The following is a 19,639-nucleotide window of genomic DNA, read 5'->3' as shown; positions in this document are numbered from 1 at the left end:
CTCTGGTTTATTATTTGATTTCCCGAGTATGTTTTAACAGTAAGGAGCAAATGCTAAGTAAAGGCATGGAACGGTAACTACACACTAAATGGGCCAAACACCTTTTTAAAGAAATGTTTGCTTTAGTCCTTTTGGAAAAATGTTATATTGTTAAAGTGCACAATGATTAAAGTTACCATTCAAAAAACAATTTTAAAGCCAATGTGATTGTTGTATAAGAAAAGACAGCAGTAGCAAAAGTGGGAAAGTGAGCATCTTGGTTGGTTCAGTACATTTAAAATCATGGCCCCCCTGAGATAAAAGCAAAGATAAGAGATTGAGTAAAAGAAGATAAAGTGACGAGAGTGCCCATTGCCCATCCAATAATAATTCCGATCGTTATCACATATCTTCCAATGACATTGTACAAAGTAGGGTTCTTTCTCCATAAGTCGTGTGAAACAGCTATAAAATGGAGACCAACCGCAACCCCGTAAAAAAGAGCTTGTATCCCATTAACATTTGAAGCTGTAACAACATAGACAATCAATATGTTGTAAATGGAAAAAAAGAATATTTCTACCCACAAGAGTGATTACTTTGTCCTTTTTTCATTTTGTTCAATCTTCGTCTGTAGTCCATAAAAGGCTAGTAGCCCAACCAGTCCAATAAAATAAAGCTCTGAATGCATTGTTAGTTGATTTTCAGAGGTTTGAAGAGTTTGTTCCTCACGATGGAGAGTGGCAAGACATAAACAAAAACATAAGAAACAGCCAATCCTCTTGAAAAGGATAAACAGCACAGACGTTTTATTTTATTAGTAGGTATCAAATGGTTGGTAAATAAGAAAATAATAATAAAATAAACCCCTATTAATGTTGCGGTCACTATTGCCCACTCCTTTAGATCATTCTCCTATAGTATGAATTCCTCTTTTAGTAGAAAAAAACATATGACTCTAAAACTAGCTTATAAGATTGATTTTTTATATAATGAAGACTGAAAATGGTTTAGATAAGAGGAGAACTCATGAAAAAAACGATTGAAAATCTAACTTTAGTTGCTTGGCTTACCTCATTGGTTGCGACGCTGGGTTCGTTATATTTCTCGGAGATTAGGTTGTATGAGCCTTGTACGCTTTGTTGGTATCAGCGAATTGTGATGTATCCATTGGTCTTAATTTTGGCCATTGGGGTTATCAGAAAAGAGACAAGTGCGTCTTTTTATGCGGCGATTTTATCTTTCATTGGATTTTGCCTATCGGCTTATCATTATTCCATTCAAAAGCTTTCATTCTTTTCCCAAGTTGCGCCAAGTTGTGGACGGGTCCCATGTACAGGGCAGTATATTAACTGGTTTGGTTTTGTGACCATTCCGTTCCTTGCGCTCATCGCTTTTTCAATTATTTTAGTCTGTAGCTTACTCGTTTTACGTAAATCAAGGGAGGACCAGATATCATGAAGAAAATTGTCATTTTTGGAAGTGTTGTCATTCTTTTATTTGTTGCCTTAATTGTTGTTAATAACGTGCAACAAACGCAAAAGTCGGCAGGTAATCCGTTTGGGAAAAGCCAGTTACATCCAGCCACAATTGAAATTATGAATGATGAAAACTATCAAAATATTATTCTACCTGAAGAATTAGAAGATACGCTTGCAAACAATGAAGCGGTCACCGTTTATTTTTACAGTTCAACTTGTCAGTTCTGTAAGGAAACAACGCCTCGCTTAGCACCATTAGCAGAGGATGCCGGAATTAATCTCGTTCAATATAACCTAAAAGAGTTTGAACAAGGTTGGGATAAATATAACTTAAATTCGACCCCGACGGTTGTCCACTTTGATAATGGAGTGGAGGAAGGACGAATTGTCGGTGCGGCCTCAAATGAGGAGTTCATGCAATTTTTTAATGACTATGTTTTAAATCAATAGACACGAAGAAAGCCCTTTTCTAAAATGGAAGAAAAGGGCTTTTATGCATGTAACGCTGCTTGCTAAATTAGCGATTTAACTGTACATCGCGTAAGAAAAAGTATCCGCTTGGGTATTGACGAGCTCTACCATAAATCACATGGAGGCATCCGTTTAATGGATTATTTGTTCTTTTCGATTTCTTTTAGCTCTGTTAATCTTTCTACTAATCTGTTAAATAATTGCTTATCATTCTGGTCTAAGGCGGCATCAATTTCATCTCTTACCTTTTTAATCTCCTGCTCAATTAGAGATTTCTCTATTAAACTGTTAACCTCTTTTGAGTACTCTTGAAATTGTTTATGCCGAACAAAATAATTCGTAGTCGGTTCAACAAGTTGAAGATAGCGTTGGTTTGACTGTTTCCCATAAAAATGTAAGACGATATTTAATTTATCTGCAGGATTGCTCATTAAATCTCCGAGTGCCTTAGAGACATCTTCCGTTTTAGTCTTTCCATTGTAATAAACAAACCCGGGCTGATCCGATTGCATGCTTGAGATGATGACCGATTTCTCAGCTGGTTTAATCGAACTTGTAAAAGTTAGGTTCTCGAGAATAGGATGTTGTTTAAGTAAATATTCAATTAAAATGCGCGCATCTTTATGTTTAAGTTGATGTTGTTGTAAAAACCATTTTAAAAAATTGCTTTTTTCCGTTGTAGAAACCCAATTTTTCATTTGAATCACCCTAATTTTTTCTTTCCTCTAGCATAACATGATCAGATCAATTAGCAATTAAGAACGTCCTAAATAATAAATGAATAAAGTAATGGAGAGGTTGATGGAGAGGGGAAGGACGACATGTTGATAAGGAGAGCGAGCAATCAAGAATTACATTTCATTCAAAGTTATGCACCTATTGTTCAACAGGAAGCGACGCTAGGGTATATGAATGGCAATGCTCAGATGATTAATTACGATATGACTCAACATTACAAAGGTGAATACCATGTCATAGTAGAAAAAGGAGTGCTGTGTGGCTGGATATTAATCGGTGAAACGCAAATGCCCTACAAAGAAGAAGTTATCGGTATGATCTTAGAGCTATATGTACTACCAAGATGGAGAAAGCATGGTTGTGGAGAGGCTTTAATGAGGTATGCTCTTGAGATTTGTAAAAAAAAGGGTTTCGGAAAAGTTCAACTCAATGTGTTCGCGGGTAACAATGCAAAGAAATTATATGATAAATTAGGGTTCCACGATGTCTCAACCATGATGGAACGAAATATATGATGTTTCACGTGAAACAAAAAGTTACAGAAAAAGGTAGGGTTTTCGAGGGCACTGAAAAAATCTTTTTAGCAGATTTGAGGAAGCAGCAATGGCTCCACACGTTGCGCGCCAGCGGATTGAGAAACCCCGCCCATTGCTTAAAAGCCCGCGAAAAAGGTAAAAACCGTACCTTTTTCGCGGGCTTTTTTTATTGAAGGGAATATGTCTGCTCAAGGACAGCATCGAATTCATTAGGTGAACCCTTTTCCTTCACTAAGACACGAATCGTGTAGTCGCCACTCTCATTAGGGGGAATCCATTCAAATGTATTAGATGGATCGAAATCCCGTAAAGTAACCCAAGTAGAGTTTTGCAGTAGTTCAAATTTGTATTGCAATTCTGTGCCGCCTGTTGCGATTGCACTAATCGTTAACGGGTGACCTGCTGCGTGCTCACGGATCGTCGGTGTTAACTGTTGTAACGTAACTGGTTTGTTAATATAATACTCCACTTCCTTAAAGTCATCGTACTTCTCTTTGGACAACTTGTGCCTTACTTCTATTTTCACTTTATAGCGGCCGTCATGGTTCGGACTCCAATTATAGCTCGCTTGATTAGAATAATCTTGGACCGTTTTCCACTCGGTACCATCATGAATTAAAAATTTGTATAGGTGATCTTTGTTAACGTTCTTAGCTGAGACAACAATGTTTGCTTTAGCAAATTGCGGACTTACTTTATCTGTTTGGACGGCTTCAATAGTTGCTTTTTTGTAGATCACATAGTTAATTTCTTTTTGCTGATCATACGTTTTCTTAGAAGATTTATGTTTTACTTGTACTTTTAGTTGATACGTTCCCGCCTTAGAAGGTTTCCAATTCACTTTTGAAGTAGAAGAGAAATCTTTAATTGTCTTCCACTTAGAACCATCATGTACAAGAAACTTAAATAAGTTGTTTGAATCCTTATTTGATTTAGCCGTGAGAACAATCGTCGAGTTGTCGGGACTTGGGCCTGTTTTATCTGTCGTAAACGATGTGACTTTAGCTGCGTCGTATACGTGATAATGGATCGTCTTTTCAGAGTCAAATTTCTTTTTCGACTTCTTGTGTTTTGTCTGAACTTTGACTTTATAGGAACCAGCTTTAGAAGGCTTCCAGTTTACTTTAGTAGCAGAAGAAAAATCTTTAATCGTCGTCCATTTTTCCCCGTTGTACACGGAGAATTTGAATAGGTTATTTTGGTTGCTATTACTGTTAGCTGAGATTGAGATACTCGTGTTCGTAGGTTGTGGACTGACTACACTTGTTTTGACAGACTTTATACTTGCCGGCGTAAAAATGTTGTAGTTAATGACTTTTTCATCATCAAACTTTTTCGTCGACTTTTTACTTTTAACTTGAACTTTAATTTTATAGGAACCTGCCTTGGTTGGTTTCCAGTTTATTGATTTACTAGATGAGTAATCTTTTAGTGTCGTCCATTTTGAACCATCATAGATGGCGTACTTAAATAATGGGTCTTTTCCACTTGAAGTGTTAGCGTTGATTGTTATGGATGTGTTCGTAGGTTGTGGACTCTTGGTGGACACGGATACTTTGCTTAGTTTACTCTCAACATTGTAGCCGTGTATTGCAGCGATCGTGTCAAAGGATTGTTTCGTGTTTGTAATGACAACAGGAGTGTTTACTTTAACTTGGTCAAATAACCAACGAATTTCATCATTATACATACGAATACAGCCAGCGCTCGCATAAGTTCCAATTGATTTAGAATTGTTATTGCCATGAATCGCATAAGTGGTGCCATGTGTACCTCTTGCATTCAAACCAAGCCAACGGTCACCGAGGGGATTTCGCGGGTCACCGCCGGCAATGTTGTCTTTATAATAAGGACGATTTTTTATTTTGTTGACCACTTTAAACGTTCCTTCGGGCGTAAAGCCATTTTGCCTTCCGGTGGCAACTTTAAACGTCTTGACCATTTTTCCATTATTATAATAGGCTAGTTGATTTGTCGCCTTGTTGATCATGATTAATTGATTAGTAGAGTTGGCAAAAGTCGTTTGACTGAATAGAAAAAAGGAAAGCAGGAAAACAATAAAAATAGTTAATTTTTTCATCATAACCCTCCAGTAAGTAGTCTCTACTAGGAGTATAAAACTAGTAGAGATGTAATTTTTGTTGAAAGCTGAAGTCGAATTTTGAAATGTTTCGACTTACCTGTTTTGGAATCATTTGTTAAACGTAATCTTGTTAGGATTCGTTTCGTGACCGATAAAATTAGGCGCTAACTATCGAAGTGATCCTGTCATTTAATTGGAGAAAACATACTTATAAGGGAAGTTAGAAGTTACATTTGAGAATGAGGAAAGTTTGTTATATGATGTTTCTTAAAGCTTAAGAAAATATAAATGTAAAGAGAGAGATGACTACATGTATCCAAAAGATTTAGGTTATAAAATGCCAGCAGAGTGGACACCCCACGAGCGGACGTTTATTTCTTGGCCTGTTCAAGATTCAATGGTGTATCCTAATGACTATAAAATGGTTTGGGATGGTTACGTTGAGTTGGTACGAGCAATCGCAGAATTTGAACCAGTTACCGTCGTAAGCAATCCAGAAGATATAGAAGAATTAAAAGCGCTATTCGCTAATGAGCAAGTAGATTTACTTCCTATTAAGCATAACGATGCCTGGTTCCGCGATAATGGACCAACATTCATCAAGACCGAAGAAGGCAAGGTTGCAGGAATTAATTGGGTATTTAATGCATGGGGTGAGAAATACAGTCCTTGGGATTTAGATGATCAAGTAGCGCCGAAAGTTCTTGAGCACTTTGGTGTAAAACGTTTTGACGCTCAAATTGTGATGGAAGGTGGTTCGTTCCATGTTGACGGCGAAGGAACCCTCATTACAACGGAAGAGTGTCTGCTCAATCCAAACCGGAACCCCGATTTAACAAAAGAATTGGTCGAACAGTATTTAAAAGATTACCTCGCTGTTGAAGCGATCATCTGGTTAAAGAAAGGATTAAGTGGAGATGAGACAGACGGTCATGTCGATAACATTGCCTGTTTTGCAGCGCCAGGAAAAGTGATTATGCAGGTGTGTCATGATCCTAGTGATGATAACTATCAGATTACACAGGAAAATTTGGAGATTTTACGTAATGCTACTGATGCGAAAGGTCGGAAACTGGAGATCATAGAAATCGAACAGCCAAAAGAAGCACATTTTGAGGAAAGCCGCTTAACCCTTAGCTACCTTAATTTTTATTTTGTGAATGGTGGAATTATTCTTCCTGTATTTGGCGGGGAGGCTGTAGAAAACGATCAAAAAGCCATCGATGTATTACAAGCTACATTCCCTGACAGGAAAATACGCACAATAGATGGCATGGCCATTATTAAAGAGGGCGGCAATGTTCATTGTACGACTCAGCAAATGATTAAAGCTTAATAATAGAAGTAGAGGTGATTAGCGTGAGAAAAGTGAAAGTGGCAGCAACACAAATGGGTGATCAAGGTTGTGTAGAAGATAATATTAAAAAAGCGGAAGAACTAGTTCGCGCGGCCGCAAGTAAAGGTGCTCAAATCATACAAATTCAAGAACTATTTGAAAGCCCATATTTCTGTCAAAAGGAAAAGGCTGACTATTATTCATATGCGACGGAACTTGAGAAAAACAAAGCGGTTAACCACTTTAAAAAAATAGCTAAGGAGCTTGAGGTCGTGCTTCCGATTAGCTTTTATGAAAAGAAAAACAATGCTAGATACAACTCCTTAGCTGTCATTGATGCAGATGGGGAAGTGCTTGGTGTTTATCGAAAAAGTCATATTCCTGATGGACCCGGTTATGAGGAGAAATTCTACTTTAATCCAGGGGATACCGGCTTTAAAGTTTGGGATACGCGTTATGGGAAGATCGGAATTGGGGTTTGCTGGGATCAGTGGTATCCAGAAGCAGCTCGCTGCATGGTTCTAATGGGAGCTGAGATTCTCTTTTATCCAACAGCAATCGGTTCAGAACCACATGATTCAACGATTGATTCAAAAGACCACTGGCAAACGTGCATGCTAGGACATGCTGCATCCAACCTAGTGCCAGTCATTGCTTCGAATCGGATCGGTGTAGAGGAAGATGAGGATTCTAAGATTACATTCTATGGTTCATCGTTCATTGCTGGTCCCGAAGGAAATAAAATGGAAGAAGCTGGGCGTACGGAGGAAACCGTTTTAGTGGCTGAGTTTGATCTAGATGCACTTGACCATCAACGAATCGAGTGGGGCATCTTCAGAGACCGCAGACCGGATTTGTATAAGATTATAACGTCTTATGATGGAGAATTGACGGTGTAATAAAGTGGAGTTCTTTATAGTGTAGTGAATGAGAGATGGAGTGCTAAGAGCCTGGAAATAGAGGATGAAGCCCTAAAACCTTGGAAAGAGGGAAGACAGGGAGTCAAAGCTTGAATGAAGCCTTAACATCCTGAAAATAAGCGCGTCAAAAAGCTGATATAAGAATGAATAGAACTCCAACAGAATTACAGGTTTGTCTTGGTTCACATGAAAAAAGCCAGAGCATGTTAAGCTCTGGCTTCCTTCATTTATTCTACAACTAAATCTTCAATGGAATCAATGTCCATATATGTTGGAACAACTAAGCCAAGTGCAGTACCATGAAGGTTTGAACCAAGATCCTCAAAATCATCTTCATATTGTGCATAGTAGTCTGCGTGTGTTGTTGGTAACCAAGCGCCAACTGTTGCATCACCACTGCCTGTTGCTACACCTGCCCACATTGGACCTGCATCCACTTGAGTAAGTTCAACATCATATCCAACAGATTCTAGTACAGATCCTACCACATTTGTACCTGCGATAACATCATCCCATGCAACATATAGAAGGGTAAGCTCATCTCCGTCAACAGAATCAACGCCGTCTGTCCAAGTGGCAACTAAGTCAGCATACTCATTTGCAAATTGCTCTGCAGCTTCAGCTGGGTCGGTGCCTTCATTAATTAGTGCCATTACATATTCAATATGCTCAGGCTCCCATTGGAATTGATTTAAAACAGCATAAGCATTTGGATGGTCATCTTCTAGTCCTAAACGAGCGATGGTATGAACATCTTCAGCTCCACCATACAGGTTTAATGGATCTTCTAAATATTTCAAATCGAAGTCAGAGAACTTCCAGTGTGGGCTCCAACCTGTTACAATAATCGGCTCTTCATTTTCATAAGCACTTGATAATGCAGCAGCCATGGCAGCTCCAGAACTTTCGACAACCGTCCAATCATCTTCTAGACCATATTCAGGTAAGACGTCATTAATGGTAATGTTCATCAGACCTGCACCTGGATCAATCCCGATAATTTCAAAGTCAACTTGCTCGCCAATGTGTGCAGATGTTTCCTCCGTTGCTGCACCATTCTCTGCAGGTGTCTCTTCTGTTGTAGCATCCTCGCTTCCGCAAGCAGCTAAACCTAAAGCTAAAACAGATGCGGTTGTGAAACCTAGTAATTTCTTAAACATTAATGTGTTCCCCCTTGTTTTTTCTTTCCTATATTTTGAGTGATCCGGTCTAAAATGATCGCAATGATCACAATAGCTAGACCCGCTTCAAAACCAACACCCGTTTTAATTTGTGTAACGGCCCGGTACACTTCCGTTCCAAGTCCAGGTGCACCAACCATGGCTGCAATCACAACCATTGAGAGAGCGAGCATGATACTTTGGTTAATTCCTGCCATGATCGTTGGCATGGCAAGAGGCAGTTGAACTTTTAATAAACGTTGCTTCGTTGTCGAACCAAACGCGTTGGTTGCTTCAATGAGGTCTTCCGGAACTTGTTGAATTCCGAGAATTGTTAGCCTAATCGTCGGTGGCATCGCAAATATAACAGATGCAAACACACCAGGTACAACCCCAATATTAAAGAAGAAAATCGCTGGTATTAAGTAGACAAAGGCTGGCATTGTCTGCATTAAATCTAAAATGGGAGTGACGACTTGTCGGGCCTTTTTGCTTTGGGATGCCCAAATCCCAATAGGAATGCCTATAAGAATGGTGACAAATACCGCCGTAAGTACGAGAGCCAAAGTTTTAATCATCGATTCCCAGTAACCTAGATTCCATATAAGGAGCAGACCGACTACGGCAAACAGAGCGACTCGCCATTTACTCGTTTTCCAAGCAAGTAGGGCAATCAACAAGATTAATAGAAGAGGCGGAGGTAAAATAAGAATCCACTCAATCCCATCAACGACTCCTCGTAAAATCACACTTATTACATCAAATACGCCGCTTAAATTCGACGTTAACCATGCTACAAATACATCAATGATGTCAGCTAAAGGGAGTTTTGGAATAAAGTCTTCCAATTAGTTCACCCCCTTAGTAGAGTCAACTTGCTCATCAGCAAGGAGATTAATGTGTTCATGGTTTCCTGCTAGAGCGCCAATGACAGCGCCTTTTACGAGGATGCCTTTAAGTCGTTGATTTTCATCTGTAACCGCAACCGGAACCGATGCTTCTGAGACTTTATCAAATAAATCAATCAGGTGCGTTTCAGGAAGCACCGTCGTGAGATCTTTGATCATAACGTCATCAATCGTTTTCTTGTTTTCAATGGCAGAAGATGCATCGGTTGCTGTGATCGCCCCGAGCAATTTTTTCTGTTTGTCGACCACATAAATCGATGAAATGCCAAGCTTTTTCATAAGCTGAAGAGCCACACGTGGACCTTTATCAACTTGAACGGTTTCAGGCCGTTTCATAATGTGAGAAGCAGTTAGTACTTTTGATAAATCAACATCCTCGACAAATTTCTCTACATATTGATTAGATGGGTTCATTAAAATTTCTTCAGGCGTTCCAATTTGAACGATGTTTCCATCTTTCATTAAGGCAATTCGGTCGCCAATTCGTAACGCTTCATCTAAATCATGTGTAATAAAGACAATCGTTTTTTCAACAGACGATTGTAGCTCTAAAAGTTCATCTTGCATATCTTTTCGGATTAATGGGTCGAGTGCACTAAAGGCTTCGTCCATTAGTAACACATCAGGATTGTTAGCGAGCGCCCTTGCAAGCCCTACACGCTGCTGCATTCCGCCACTTAATTGGCTAGGGTATTGATTTTCATAACCTTTTAAGCCAACTAGTTCCAATGATTCAAGTGCTTGTTCTGTTCGCTTCGCTTTCGGTGCTCCTTGTATTTCTAATCCATATTCAGCGTTTTCTAATACGGTATAATGCGGCAGCAAAGCAAATTTCTGAAAGACCATACTAATTTTCTTTCTGCGTACTTCGCGAAGCTGCTCATTTGACATATTGACGACATCTTGCCCGTCAATGGTTACTTTTCCAGTCGTTGGTTCAATGAGACGATTGAGTAAGCGGACAAGAGTAGATTTACCACTCCCAGAAAGCCCCATGATGACGAAGATCTCTCCTGTGTAAACGTCAAAGCTAGCTTGGTTTACACCGATGGTACAACCAGTTTGATCCAAAATTTCCGTTTTCGATTTGCCGTCTTCTAGCTGTTTGATAGCTTGTTTGACATTTTTTCCGAAGACTTTGGTCACGTTATCGACCGTTATTTTTATACTTTTGTTTGTTTCCATTTCTTCACCTCTTTAATTCCACCTCATAATTGTATAAGTTTTTTAGAACTTTACACAAAGAGCAGAATAGGGCAAATACAGTATATATTATTTGTACAGATAAAACTGTATGAATATTACCCACTGAATGCGTACATTTCCTCTATATAACTCCTCCTACCTGTGTTTTAAGCATTTCAAATTTTGTTTTTCGTATGATAGGCTATAACCAGAGAAGGTATTCGAGAAGTCAGTTTGGCTTTTAAAAACCTCAAATATCTGTTGAATTGGGGTTCTTGTCACCTCTTAAACGTAAATGAATAGAAAATCACAGGGAAGTGATGGAGTGGACGAAAACGAAAAGTTGGAAAAGACTAGAGCTCGCTTTATTGATTCAATGGCACAGAATATGAATTTGTATGGAATAACTCCTTCCGTTGGGCGTTTGTATGGTTTGCTCTATTATAGTGAAGAACCCATGACCTTAGATTGTATGAAAGATGAGCTCGGAATGAGTAAAACGAGTATGAGTACGTCTGTTAGACAGCTGCAAGAGTTGAATATGGTCGAGAAAGTTTGGAAAAAAGGAACACGCAAGGACCTATATACATCTGTAGATGATTGGTATGAAACATTTGCAGACCTTTTTTCAATTAAGTGGAGAAATGGAATTACTTTAAACATGACGACGATTCATAAATGTTTAAAGGAATTAGATGAATTACTTGAAGATGAACAAACGTCAATAGAAACAAAAGAAGCCGTAAAAATAGACAAAGAGAAATTAATGTATGCATTAGAATACTATGATTGGTTGAATCGATTTGTGGATAGTATAGAATCGAAGGAGATTTTCGACCTTATACCGAAGAAAAAAGATACACGTTAAATGATAAGACTATGGAAATGGATGAATTTATTTCAATGAAACAGGAGCAAGCGTACATATGGAGGTAAATAAATGGATTTCAAGCCTATAGATCGTTCTTATTTCAATCAACCAACACTATACCTGGCTGAGTCTTTATTAGGGAAGCTACTCGTTAAAGAAACGGAAGAAGGAACAACAGCGGGTTGGATTGTTGAAACAGAAGCGTATAAAGGGCCCAAAGACCGAGCGGCCCATAGCTTTGGGAACAGAAGGACAAAGAGAACAGAAGTGATGTTTGGTCCGGCAGGCTATATATATACATATGTGATGCATACACACTGCTTGGTTAATATAGTGAGCGGGGAGTTAGACAAGCCAGAGGCAGTCTTAATTCGAGCGGTTGAACCTTGTATGGGAATAGATTTAATGTATGAACGCAGGGGATTAAACAAAAAGAAAGTTGAACTAACTAACGGCCCAGGGAAATTAACAAAAGCTATGGGTATTACAAACGAAGATTATGGATTACCGAGTTTTCACCCCCCACTTTTTATTGCAGAAGGAAGAATGTCTGTAAACATAGAGATAGGAACGAGGATTGGGATAGAAAATAGTGGAGAAGCGAAAGATTATTTATGGAGATTTTGGGAGAAACATAATGCATTTGTATCAAAGTAAACGAAAAGTTGGTTTCTTATCAGAAGAAACCAACTTTTTGTGTTCTACTTAATTCATTATTAAGAACAAAAAAGGTTTACTGTTCGTTAGGTTGAATGTATAATGTTCTTTAAAGAGAACAAGAAGGGTTATGAATAGGAGGATTAAATGCCAAACATACAGAGTTCTGAACAACCTCTGATAGGAAGAATAGCGATCCACCAAGTAGATGGAAGAATAGTAGACTCTAAGCTTTCGTCTGTTATTATTCTAGAAATTACAACTAGATCCTTATCATTTGTAAGTCAGCTTAAATTTCCACTATCAGAATCTATTATTTATCAATTGAGAACAACCATTGCCGAAAATGACCTTGATTTATATGGAACGATTATAAAGTCTATGAGTAAAAAGGGGAAGAATTCACATCACTATCAATTTGCATTTTTTATGAGTCACAGTCAGTTTATCCCTTTGATACAAGATGCTGAAGTTCCTAGGTTATACAAACAAAAAGGTAAGTATGTTACCAATGAGGAGTTATAACGATGAATGGAGGCAATATTAGAATGATAAGAGAAGAAAAGGGAATGACTCTTAACGAGCTAGCAGCTCTATCGGGTGTATCAAAGTCATATATTAGTTATATTGAACGAGGTATGCAAAAAAATCCGAGTATCTCAGTGTTGGAGAAGATTTCAACTGCACTTGGAATAGAGTTTATTGAACTTATTGAATCATTAAATAAAAAATAAAAGAAAGGGTGACGGTTTATCACTCGCTAAGGCTAGCTTTTTATAAGGAGGCTAACAGAACGAATGTATACGAAGTCACCCTAGTCTTAAGATTTCTTGTTTTTCCATTTATTAAATTCTAAATACTCCCTAAACTGATCTTTGCTAATTCCGGAGTCCATTGCTTCTCTTACAAGTTCGATCCACGATGAATCCAACTCATTTCCATAATTGTGTTCTTCATTTAAAAGATCCTCAACAGATACCCCAAGTACCGAAGAGATTTTTTCTAGAAATTGAATAGAGGGGTTAGATTGAATGTTTCGTTCAATTGAACTTAGATAAGATTTGGCAACCCCAGCTCGCTCGGCTAGTTCAGATAAAGAAAAGCCTTTTTCAAGTCGATACTTCTTAACACGTTCACCGATCATATGTATCTTTTCCTCTCTGCCAATATAATTACTTAAATTATAGCAGTGTCGATAACGTTCTGTAAATAGAACCACTATTCGAGCATCCAAATCCTCTTTTATTTATTTGTGACTTTTGATTATTAGTGGGTTTTGTTAAGAGAATTTCATATGGTCTACTCATTAAGTTGTGTGAATGAACGGTTCTTCTACATAATTCGGTACTAAAGATTCGAGTGAAGAAATAGAAAATAAGGACTAAATAATCAGTCACTTATTTCTGCATTTTTTGTGAGAGTGAGTTCAGAAGAGTGATTTTGTAAATAGTCCTTAATTTCTTCGTAGGTAAAACCTAGTCTTTTTGCGGCAACGATGAGCTCCAGCCAACCCGAATCAAGTATCTCCGCTTTTTGATCCATCAAGAAATCCTCCTTTTCACAAAAACAAACGTGCACGTTTTGTTCTTTTTAAAGAACCTATTAATAGTATAATACGGAAATGTTAAGAAATAAAGTTATTATTTGGTTGTTGTTAAATTATTTTGTTCTTTATTTAGAACTGATATTTTAGAAAAAAATAGGTACCTTTAAATTTATAAGAGCCGAATGATAGAAATAAATAAATACTTAGTTATGCTAAGGAATTCGTAGATATTTTTAAGGGGAATTACCTTTTTTGGTAGGAAATTTACCTGTTTTTAATAAAGATCAAAAGAAGTGAGACTATGGTCCTGTGATAACTACACTGTAAATGTTTTGTGAAATCAAAAAAGAGTTTGCCGTTTTCAAAATAAAACCAATGTTATAACCGTAAAATTTTAAAGTGAAAATGAAAAAGGAAAAAGATTAAAATGGTTACTCTTAGTAACCCATTTAAGTCTTTTTTATGAGTCAAAGTGCATAAGGCAACTCTAATCAGGCATTAATGGGGTAGGCGAAAAACAGTCGGTTGTACTAAATCCAAATGACATTGACTATGCCTATGCAAAAAAAACGTAAGATGTACGCTGCTAGTAAGAAGCAAAATATTGAATGATCTATGAATCTATACGAGATTTGGACAGTCTTATTGCCCTATGGTTTTATTAGATTTTCAAAATCAGTAGTGGGAAATCTTAATCAAATTTACCGATTTGAACGATCCTTTTAAAGAAGCTAAATAGTAGAATAAATAAGTAAAGCATAAAAAAGGTTGTTTAAAAAGGTTCAGCTCCTTTTTAAACAACCTTTAAGTGAGAAGCTCGTCTAAAACCCCTTCGTCACAGGCTCTTCCTTCAATAACTTAGCATCAAAAATAAAAGGACCAAATGGAACGACCGAAGCGACGCAAGCAAGGAAAGCCTTCCTGTAAGTCCAGTTTTCATTTATTTTCATAAAAAGAACGGCTCCAATATAAAGAATAAATAATGCTCCGTGAGCGGCCCCAACAATCGTAACCATTAACGGCATATCTAACATATATTTAAGTGGCATGGCAATTCCAAGAAGAAGCAGGAAAGACATGCCCTCTAAATAGCCAATCATCCGAAACGCTTTAAGTGTTTTACTCAAACCATTCAACCCCAATCCATTTAATCTAACTTTTAACTCTTACTCTCTATTATAACAACTACTCTTTCATTCATGTATTAACATTTCATGAATCCTTAACATTCACGTGAAACCATCTATTGGAATAGGGCTATAAAACATTATATCTAGAAAATAGATGTTTCATCTGAACACTAAAGGAGGCTTTCTTATGTATCCTAATTATCCTTATTACGACAAAGAAACCAAGTGTGAAGAACAGCCCATTTCATCCCCCCCACAAGAGACTGAGCTGCAACCGGGCTTGGAATACCCAATGACCCCTAATCCTATTGCAGAAAATTCAAGGTATGTAACAGGTCAGACCATCCATGTCAATGGTGGTGAAGTCGTGGGCTCGTAGCTTTACGTATAAAAGGGTGACTTCTTTTTTCAAGTCATCCTCATTTGGGGTATAAGAATGATTTAAAATAGCGAAAATGCTGTTATAGTAGAAGGAAGTAGTTTATTTAGCCATACTAAAGATTGACGAGAATGTGACGATATAATAACTAATGGTTTTTGGAAGTGTGGTGTGCAAACATGGAAAAAGAAAATTTAGTGCCGATATCAACTCTAATTGAAGCTTTTGAGCATATGTACGGAATTGTTTTTTTAATGGAGTTTGAAAGGGAGCAATTTATCTATAGATATATCAGTCCGGCTGCTAAAGAACTTGCGTCACTTGGAGATGAATGTCTTGGACGATCAATTGGTGAAGTCTATCCCAATTATTTAGCTGATCATCTAATTGCTTTGTATACAGAAGCGCGGCAAACGCAGAAACCAGTTGTTATTCAGGACAAGTTCAATATGGAGTCCGTTGATGAAGTCGCCAATTTAGTTATTATGCCACTTACCGATCAACAATCGTCTTCTTATTATATTAGTTATACCGAACGAATGAAAACAACTAAGGAAACCACGGTCGATTTACTTACAGGGCTACCAAGCTATTCTTGTTTTATTGATAAATTAGAAAAAAGATTTGCTAACAACTTGGAACGACCGTTTGTTTTATGCTATATGAAGCTTCACCCGATTAATAAGCCTATTCATAGAAAAAATGAAAGCCAAGGGACGTTTATCATCGAAATGGTTAAGCGACTTCAGGCTCATTGTCAAGCTGATGAGATTGAATTAGCACGTGTCATTGGCAATGAATTTATTTTCTATTTTTCGATGAAGCAGAATGCTACCGAATGGATGAAAAAGATTCAAAAAGAAGTCTCGACCCCTATGCTCGTAGATGGAGAGGTTGTGATTTTAACAACTTCTATAGGTATGACCTTCTCAGAAGGAGAAGGGAAAACGGCTACTAATTTGATCAATGAGGCCTATCATGCGATGTTGCAAGCGAAGCAAGAAAGAGGTAATGCTGTTAGGGAATTTGATGAGAGAGGGAAAGCAGAAGAGATCATACGTCAGCCTAAGTTAGAACATGAATTACGAAAAGCCATTGTCAATCAAGAGTTTGTCCTCTATTTTCAACCGATTGTCCATGTAGAGACAGGAAAGGTGCACTATGAAGCGTTACTTAGATGGTTTAGTGCTCAGCTAGGCTCTGTACCTCCCGATTCCTTTATTATCGCGGCAGAAAATAACGGCTATATTAAAGAAATAGATGCATGGGTGATCGAAAATGTGTGTAAATTTTTAGCGAATGAACATTCGGGTTTAGTTAATGTTTCTATCAATTTATCTACAAAGACATTAGAAACAATAGAGTTGGAACAAACCTTACTAGCGAGTTGTTGGAAATATGGAATTGACCCAAGTCAAATTGAGCTAGAATTAACTGAGCATACATTGCTTGATAATGAGGAAGAGTTGATTAAGAAATTATGCTCATTAAGAAAAGCAGGCTTTAAAGTAGCCATAGATGATTTCGGGATGCGTCACGCTTCTTTTAACTATTTGCGTGTGCTACCTGTTGATAAAATTAAGATTGATAAAGCGTTTATCCAAAATATTTCGCGAGATTCTAAGGAATTTCATATCGTTACCTCTATTCTCTCTTTAGCAAAGAAAATTGGAGTGAAAGTGACCGCAGAAGGCATTGAGACAAAAGAGCAAGCCAGACTAATGATGGAAGCGTCCTGCGATGAGCTTCAAGGTTATCTATTTAGTAAGCCTGCTCCAAAGGAAATTTTACAAAAGGTGGAGAGACAAACCTATCGTAAATGGAAAGATCTACTTCCAGAACCTGACCTTACGCCAGAACCATAAGCCTAAGGTTAGGTTTTTTGTTTGTATGAGTTTACGATGCTCGTTCATGCACCAAACTAAATAGTGCGATATGATGAATAGAGCTCAATGATAAGTTACAGAAAACAGAAAATGGTTATAGTAGAAGACAATAATGTATTTAGATTGGAGATTTTATGAGACCGGAAATTACGTTACCTCTCAAAAAACAAGCAGCAGAGAAAATGAAAAAAGGTTTTCCTTTAATAGAAGTGAGCGCATTAGCCAAGAAGCTACCGCCAATCGAGGAAGGTTCGATTGTTCATCTTTGTGATGAAGCGGGAACGTTTATCGGAAAAGGTTACTACGGCAAACAAAACAAAGGAATCGGTTGGATGTTAACAAATCAGAAGGCCGATGAGATAAATCATTCTTTTTTTGTGAATCGAATCAAGACCGCTTTTGAACAAAGAAAATCCTTATTCCAGGATCCGACCACGACGGCTTTTCGCTTATTTAATGGGGAAGGGGATGGAATGGGGGGCTTAACAATTGATTACTATAATGAATTTTATGTGTTTACTTGGTACAGTGAAGGTATATACGAGTTTCGTACTGATGTATATAAAGCATTTCAACAAGTTCAGTCGTTTAAAGGAATTTATGAAAAGAAACGCTTTGCTAGCAAAGGGGAATATGTGGAGGATGATGATTTCGTGATGGGCGAACGGGGAGAATTTCCCTTGCTTGTAAAAGAAAACGACATCCAATTTGCGATCTACCTAAACGATGGTCCAATGGTCGGTGTGTTTCTCGATCAGAGAGAGGTCAGAAAGAGAATAAAGGATACGTATGCAAAAGGAAAAACAGTCCTTAATACATTTTCGTATACCGGAGCTTTTTCTGTGGCAGCCGCCATCGGTGGAGCAACGAAAACGACGAGTGTCGATTTAGCGAAAAGAAGTCTTCCTAAAACGATTGAGCAGTTCAGTGTAAATGGGATTGACTATGAAGCACAAGATATCGTCGTCATGGATGTATTTAATTATTTTAAGTATGCCAAAAAGAAGGAGCTGAGCTTTGATCTAGTCATCCTTGACCCACCGAGTTTTGCGAGATCGAAAAAACATACGTTTAGTGCAGCTAAGGATTATACAGGGTTGCTACAAGAGGCCATTGCTCTTACGGAAAAAAATGGAGTGATTATCGCTTCAACCAATTGCAGTACATTTAATATGGGGAAATTTCATAAGTTTATTAAAGAGGCATTTCAGAAAGAAAAGCTAAACTATGAAATTCTTGAGCAATATACTTTACCTCGAGATTTTAAAACAACCAAGGCTTTCTCTGAAGGAGATTATTTAAAAGTTGTTTTTATTAAAGTGAAAGGTTGACAATTTTCTTGAGATATTGAAATAATTCGTTGAATAGTTTGAAGGGCTTTCTAGGGTTCCGCGATTGAATAGAGATCGGACTGGTCCGAGAGAAGGCACATAAAAGTCATGAGTAAGGACTTTTATGAACACGGAGGGATAAAAGCCCGGGAGGTACTGTCATCATATATATGGCAGAACGCTCGGGCTTTTTTTTGTTAGAACGAGGAGGGTTCGTATGAAAAAAACCAATCACCAGTGGGCTTGGCCCGTGTTAGTGCTTGCAGCTGGATTTGAAGTCGGATGGGTCGTAGGGCTCAAATATGCGTCGACACCGTTAGAATGGGTAACCACCGCGGTAGCGATCATGATTAGTTTCGTTTTATTAATTTGGACAGGAAGAAAACTAGCAGTCGGGACGGCCTATGCCGTGTTTGTTGGACTAGGAACAGTTGGAACAGCGTTAGTCGATCAATTCATATTCGCAGAACCTATGAATCTCGCAACCATTTTATTTATGATCCTTCTACTGGTTGGTGTAATAGGCTTAAAGGCTACCGCTGAAGCGAAAGTGGAAGAGAAGGGGGCTGAGTAAGATGGAATGGTTTTTTGTGGTTGTTGCCGGTTTATTTGAAATGGCCGGTGTAGCGATGATCAGTCAATTTAATAAAAAACGCGGTTTGCTCCAGCTGATTCTTCTCATAGCTGCGTTTGCAGCAAGCTTTTTCTTTTTATCTCTTGCGATGGTCGTACTCCCTATGGCGACGGCTTATGCGGTTTGGACGGGGATTGGTGCTGCAGGTGGTGTGCTTGTTGGAATGTATTTTTACGGAGAGTCGAAAGATTGGAAGAGAGTCCTGTTCTTAAGTTTCATTGTTATATCTGCGGTTGGATTGAAGGTCGTTTCGTCGTAAGAATTTTAATGAAGAGTTGGATTAAATTTATAGCTATGGTAGCCCTCATTTACTTAATTTGAGTTAGGAGGGTGACAAGAGAGAGGATGGAAGCCATAAATGACTTAATGTGAGTGGGAGAAGGTCATCAACGGTCGTCATTTCTCCCA

The 19,639-nt window shown here is 38.0% G+C and carries 24 protein-coding genes and 1 riboswitch; of the genes, 15 read left to right on the top strand and 9 right to left on the bottom strand.

The annotated features are described in order from the left end of the window. Positions 1–280: 280 nt before the first annotated feature. On the bottom strand, positions 281–568 hold the full coding sequence (locus tag PQ474_RS10140; protein WP_273842625.1) for a hypothetical protein: 288 nt from the start codon (positions 566–568) through the stop codon (positions 281–283). Positions 569–1,008: 440 nt separating this feature from the next. On the opposite strand from PQ474_RS10140, the gene PQ474_RS10135 reads away from it, so the two are divergent. Both PQ474_RS10135 and PQ474_RS10130 read left to right on the top strand, forming a co-directional pair. After that, positions 1,009–1,440 (top strand): disulfide oxidoreductase, encoded by a 432-nt coding sequence (locus PQ474_RS10135; protein ID WP_273842623.1) that lies wholly within the window; start codon positions 1,009–1,011, stop codon positions 1,438–1,440. Next, the gene (locus PQ474_RS10130; protein ID WP_273842621.1) at positions 1,437–1,910 is read left to right on the top strand and encodes a thioredoxin family protein; all 474 of its coding nucleotides are present in this window, start codon (positions 1,437–1,439) and stop codon (positions 1,908–1,910) included. Before PQ474_RS10135 ends, PQ474_RS10130 begins: the two co-directional genes overlap by 4 nt. Before the next feature lie 161 nt (positions 1,911–2,071). Here the strand turns inward: PQ474_RS10130 and PQ474_RS10125 are convergent, their stop codons facing one another. Further along, entirely contained in the window at positions 2,072–2,629 is a 558-nt protein-coding gene (locus tag PQ474_RS10125; RefSeq protein ID WP_273842619.1) for a YpiB family protein, read from the bottom strand. 123 nt (positions 2,630–2,752) lie between these two features. Between PQ474_RS10125 and PQ474_RS10120 the strand changes: the two genes are divergently transcribed. Next, positions 2,753–3,184, top strand: a complete 432-nt coding sequence (locus PQ474_RS10120) for a GNAT family N-acetyltransferase (RefSeq protein WP_273842616.1) — start codon at positions 2,753–2,755, stop codon at positions 3,182–3,184. Positions 3,185–3,192: 8 nt separating this feature from the next. After that, positions 3,193–3,378, top strand: a complete 186-nt coding sequence (locus PQ474_RS10115) for a hypothetical protein (RefSeq protein WP_273842614.1) — start codon at positions 3,193–3,195, stop codon at positions 3,376–3,378. On the opposite strand, the gene PQ474_RS10110 is transcribed toward PQ474_RS10115, so the two are convergent. After that, positions 3,372–5,285 (bottom strand): triple tyrosine motif-containing protein, encoded by a 1,914-nt coding sequence (locus tag PQ474_RS10110; RefSeq protein WP_273842613.1) that lies wholly within the window; start codon positions 5,283–5,285, stop codon positions 3,372–3,374. The genes PQ474_RS10115 and PQ474_RS10110 overlap by 7 nt on opposite strands. Before the next feature lie 313 nt (positions 5,286–5,598). On the opposite strand from PQ474_RS10110, the gene PQ474_RS10105 reads away from it, so the two are divergent. Together PQ474_RS10105 and aguB are read left to right on the top strand one after the other, a co-directional pair. Continuing rightward, on the top strand, positions 5,599–6,624 hold the full coding sequence (locus PQ474_RS10105) for an agmatine deiminase family protein (protein WP_273842610.1): 1,026 nt from the start codon (positions 5,599–5,601) through the stop codon (positions 6,622–6,624). Between the two features lie 23 nt (positions 6,625–6,647). Next, positions 6,648–7,523 (top strand): N-carbamoylputrescine amidase, encoded by an 876-nt coding sequence (gene aguB / locus PQ474_RS10100; RefSeq protein ID WP_273842608.1) that lies wholly within the window; start codon positions 6,648–6,650, stop codon positions 7,521–7,523. A gap of 248 nt (positions 7,524–7,771) precedes the next feature. Here the strand turns inward: aguB and PQ474_RS10095 are convergent, their stop codons facing one another. Genes PQ474_RS10095 through proV form a run of 3 tightly spaced genes read right to left on the bottom strand, consistent with a single transcriptional unit; the run spans position 7,772 to position 10,797 of the window. Beyond that, positions 7,772–8,704, bottom strand: coding sequence for a glycine betaine ABC transporter substrate-binding protein (locus PQ474_RS10095; RefSeq protein WP_273842607.1), 933 nt, complete (start codon positions 8,702–8,704; stop codon positions 7,772–7,774). Next, positions 8,704–9,552, bottom strand: coding sequence for an ABC transporter permease (locus PQ474_RS10090; RefSeq protein ID WP_273842605.1), 849 nt, complete (start codon positions 9,550–9,552; stop codon positions 8,704–8,706). The genes PQ474_RS10095 and PQ474_RS10090 overlap by 1 nt, the downstream gene beginning before the upstream one ends. Beyond that, the gene (gene proV, locus PQ474_RS10085) at positions 9,553–10,797 is read right to left on the bottom strand and encodes a glycine betaine/L-proline ABC transporter ATP-binding protein ProV (RefSeq protein ID WP_273842603.1); all 1,245 of its coding nucleotides are present in this window, start codon (positions 10,795–10,797) and stop codon (positions 9,553–9,555) included. It abuts the gene before it with no gap. Between the two features lie 325 nt (positions 10,798–11,122). Here proV and PQ474_RS10080 point away from each other — a divergent pair, with 325 nt between their 5' ends. From PQ474_RS10080 to PQ474_RS10065, 4 genes are all read left to right on the top strand, one after another. Then, complete coding sequence (locus tag PQ474_RS10080) at positions 11,123–11,665, top strand: GbsR/MarR family transcriptional regulator (protein WP_273842600.1); 543 nt, start codon at positions 11,123–11,125, stop codon at positions 11,663–11,665. 72 nt (positions 11,666–11,737) lie between these two features. Further along, entirely contained in the window at positions 11,738–12,325 is a 588-nt protein-coding gene (locus tag PQ474_RS10075; RefSeq protein WP_273842597.1) for a DNA-3-methyladenine glycosylase, read from the top strand. Positions 12,326–12,472: 147 nt separating this feature from the next. Then, on the top strand, positions 12,473–12,850 hold the full coding sequence (locus PQ474_RS10070; protein WP_273842595.1) for a hypothetical protein: 378 nt from the start codon (positions 12,473–12,475) through the stop codon (positions 12,848–12,850). Between the two features lie 2 nt (positions 12,851–12,852). Further along, entirely contained in the window at positions 12,853–13,059 is a 207-nt protein-coding gene (locus PQ474_RS10065; protein WP_273842593.1) for a helix-turn-helix domain-containing protein, read from the top strand. An 86-nt stretch (positions 13,060–13,145) separates the two neighbouring features. Here PQ474_RS10065 and PQ474_RS10060 read toward each other — a convergent pair whose 3' ends face one another. The 3 genes from PQ474_RS10060 to PQ474_RS10050 all read right to left on the bottom strand — a co-directional run bounded on the left by PQ474_RS10060 (position 13,146) and on the right by PQ474_RS10050 (position 14,998). Next, complete coding sequence (locus PQ474_RS10060; RefSeq protein ID WP_273842860.1) at positions 13,146–13,469, bottom strand: helix-turn-helix domain-containing protein; 324 nt, start codon at positions 13,467–13,469, stop codon at positions 13,146–13,148. A 245-nt stretch (positions 13,470–13,714) separates the two neighbouring features. After that, the gene (locus tag PQ474_RS10055) at positions 13,715–13,867 is read right to left on the bottom strand and encodes a hypothetical protein (RefSeq protein WP_273842591.1); all 153 of its coding nucleotides are present in this window, start codon (positions 13,865–13,867) and stop codon (positions 13,715–13,717) included. Positions 13,868–14,692: 825 nt separating this feature from the next. After that, positions 14,693–14,998: a DUF3817 domain-containing protein gene (locus PQ474_RS10050; RefSeq protein WP_273842589.1), complete on the bottom strand. Its 306-nt coding sequence runs from the start codon at positions 14,996–14,998 to the stop codon at positions 14,693–14,695. A 190-nt stretch (positions 14,999–15,188) separates the two neighbouring features. On the opposite strand from PQ474_RS10050, the gene PQ474_RS10045 reads away from it, so the two are divergent. The 5 genes from PQ474_RS10045 (at position 15,189) to PQ474_RS10025 (ending at position 19,490) form a co-directional block, all read left to right on the top strand. Beyond that, positions 15,189–15,380, top strand: coding sequence for a hypothetical protein (locus PQ474_RS10045; protein ID WP_337956354.1), 192 nt, complete (start codon positions 15,189–15,191; stop codon positions 15,378–15,380). A gap of 179 nt (positions 15,381–15,559) precedes the next feature. Beyond that, a complete protein-coding gene (locus PQ474_RS10040; protein ID WP_273842587.1) occupies positions 15,560–17,245 on the top strand; it encodes a putative bifunctional diguanylate cyclase/phosphodiesterase in 1,686 nt (561 codons plus the stop codon). A 155-nt stretch (positions 17,246–17,400) separates the two neighbouring features. After that, positions 17,401–18,597, top strand: a complete 1,197-nt coding sequence (locus tag PQ474_RS10035; protein ID WP_273842585.1) for a class I SAM-dependent rRNA methyltransferase — start codon at positions 17,401–17,403, stop codon at positions 18,595–18,597. 39 nt (positions 18,598–18,636) lie between these two features. After that, positions 18,637–18,752: riboswitch (guanidine-I (ykkC/yxkD leader) on the top strand. 62 nt (positions 18,753–18,814) lie between these two features. Continuing rightward, positions 18,815–19,171 (top strand): DMT family transporter, encoded by a 357-nt coding sequence (locus PQ474_RS10030; RefSeq protein ID WP_273842584.1) that lies wholly within the window; start codon positions 18,815–18,817, stop codon positions 19,169–19,171. A gap of 1 nt (position 19,172) precedes the next feature. Then, the gene (locus PQ474_RS10025; RefSeq protein ID WP_273842581.1) at positions 19,173–19,490 is read left to right on the top strand and encodes a DMT family transporter; all 318 of its coding nucleotides are present in this window, start codon (positions 19,173–19,175) and stop codon (positions 19,488–19,490) included. The last annotated feature ends 149 nt before the right edge of the window (positions 19,491–19,639 follow it).

It is taken from the genome of Halalkalibacter alkalisediminis, assembly GCF_028610705.1.
GTDB classification, from domain to species: Bacteria; Bacillota; Bacilli; order Bacillales; family Bacillaceae_D; genus Halalkalibacter; species Halalkalibacter alkalisediminis.
The sequence above is the reverse complement of the archived record's forward strand: the minus strand, read 5'-3'. Positions and strand labels throughout refer to the sequence as shown.

Excerpts from the sequence above, each read along its gene's own strand:
- PQ474_RS10135 (WP_273842623.1), top strand. The coding sequence starts at position 1,009 with ATGAAAAAAACGATTGAAAATCTAACTTTAGTTGCTTGGCTTACCTCA.
- PQ474_RS10130 (WP_273842621.1), top strand. The coding sequence starts at position 1,437 with ATGAAGAAAATTGTCATTTTTGGAAGTGTTGTCATTCTTTTATTTGTT.
- PQ474_RS10125 (WP_273842619.1), bottom strand. The coding sequence starts at position 2,629 with ATGAAAAATTGGGTTTCTACAACGGAAAAAAGCAATTTTTTAAAATGG.
- PQ474_RS10120 (WP_273842616.1), top strand. The coding sequence starts at position 2,753 with ATGTTGATAAGGAGAGCGAGCAATCAAGAATTACATTTCATTCAAAGT.
- PQ474_RS10110 (WP_273842613.1), bottom strand. The coding sequence starts at position 5,285 with ATGAAAAAATTAACTATTTTTATTGTTTTCCTGCTTTCCTTTTTTCTA.
- PQ474_RS10105 (WP_273842610.1), top strand. The coding sequence starts at position 5,599 with ATGTATCCAAAAGATTTAGGTTATAAAATGCCAGCAGAGTGGACACCC.
- PQ474_RS10095 (WP_273842607.1), bottom strand. The coding sequence starts at position 8,704 with ATGTTTAAGAAATTACTAGGTTTCACAACCGCATCTGTTTTAGCTTTA.
- proV (WP_273842603.1), bottom strand. The coding sequence starts at position 10,797 with ATGGAAACAAACAAAAGTATAAAAATAACGGTCGATAACGTGACCAAA.
- PQ474_RS10075 (WP_273842597.1), top strand. The coding sequence starts at position 11,738 with ATGGATTTCAAGCCTATAGATCGTTCTTATTTCAATCAACCAACACTA.
- PQ474_RS10070 (WP_273842595.1), top strand. The coding sequence starts at position 12,473 with ATGCCAAACATACAGAGTTCTGAACAACCTCTGATAGGAAGAATAGCG.
- PQ474_RS10065 (WP_273842593.1), top strand. The coding sequence starts at position 12,853 with ATGAATGGAGGCAATATTAGAATGATAAGAGAAGAAAAGGGAATGACT.
- PQ474_RS10060 (WP_273842860.1), bottom strand. The coding sequence starts at position 13,469 with ATGATCGGTGAACGTGTTAAGAAGTATCGACTTGAAAAAGGCTTTTCT.
- PQ474_RS10055 (WP_273842591.1), bottom strand. The coding sequence starts at position 13,867 with ATGGATCAAAAAGCGGAGATACTTGATTCGGGTTGGCTGGAGCTCATC.
- PQ474_RS10045 (WP_337956354.1), top strand. The coding sequence starts at position 15,189 with ATGTATCCTAATTATCCTTATTACGACAAAGAAACCAAGTGTGAAGAA.
- PQ474_RS10040 (WP_273842587.1), top strand. The coding sequence starts at position 15,560 with ATGGAAAAAGAAAATTTAGTGCCGATATCAACTCTAATTGAAGCTTTT.
- PQ474_RS10035 (WP_273842585.1), top strand. The coding sequence starts at position 17,401 with ATGAGACCGGAAATTACGTTACCTCTCAAAAAACAAGCAGCAGAGAAA.
- PQ474_RS10030 (WP_273842584.1), top strand. The coding sequence starts at position 18,815 with ATGAAAAAAACCAATCACCAGTGGGCTTGGCCCGTGTTAGTGCTTGCA.
- PQ474_RS10025 (WP_273842581.1), top strand. The coding sequence starts at position 19,173 with ATGGAATGGTTTTTTGTGGTTGTTGCCGGTTTATTTGAAATGGCCGGT.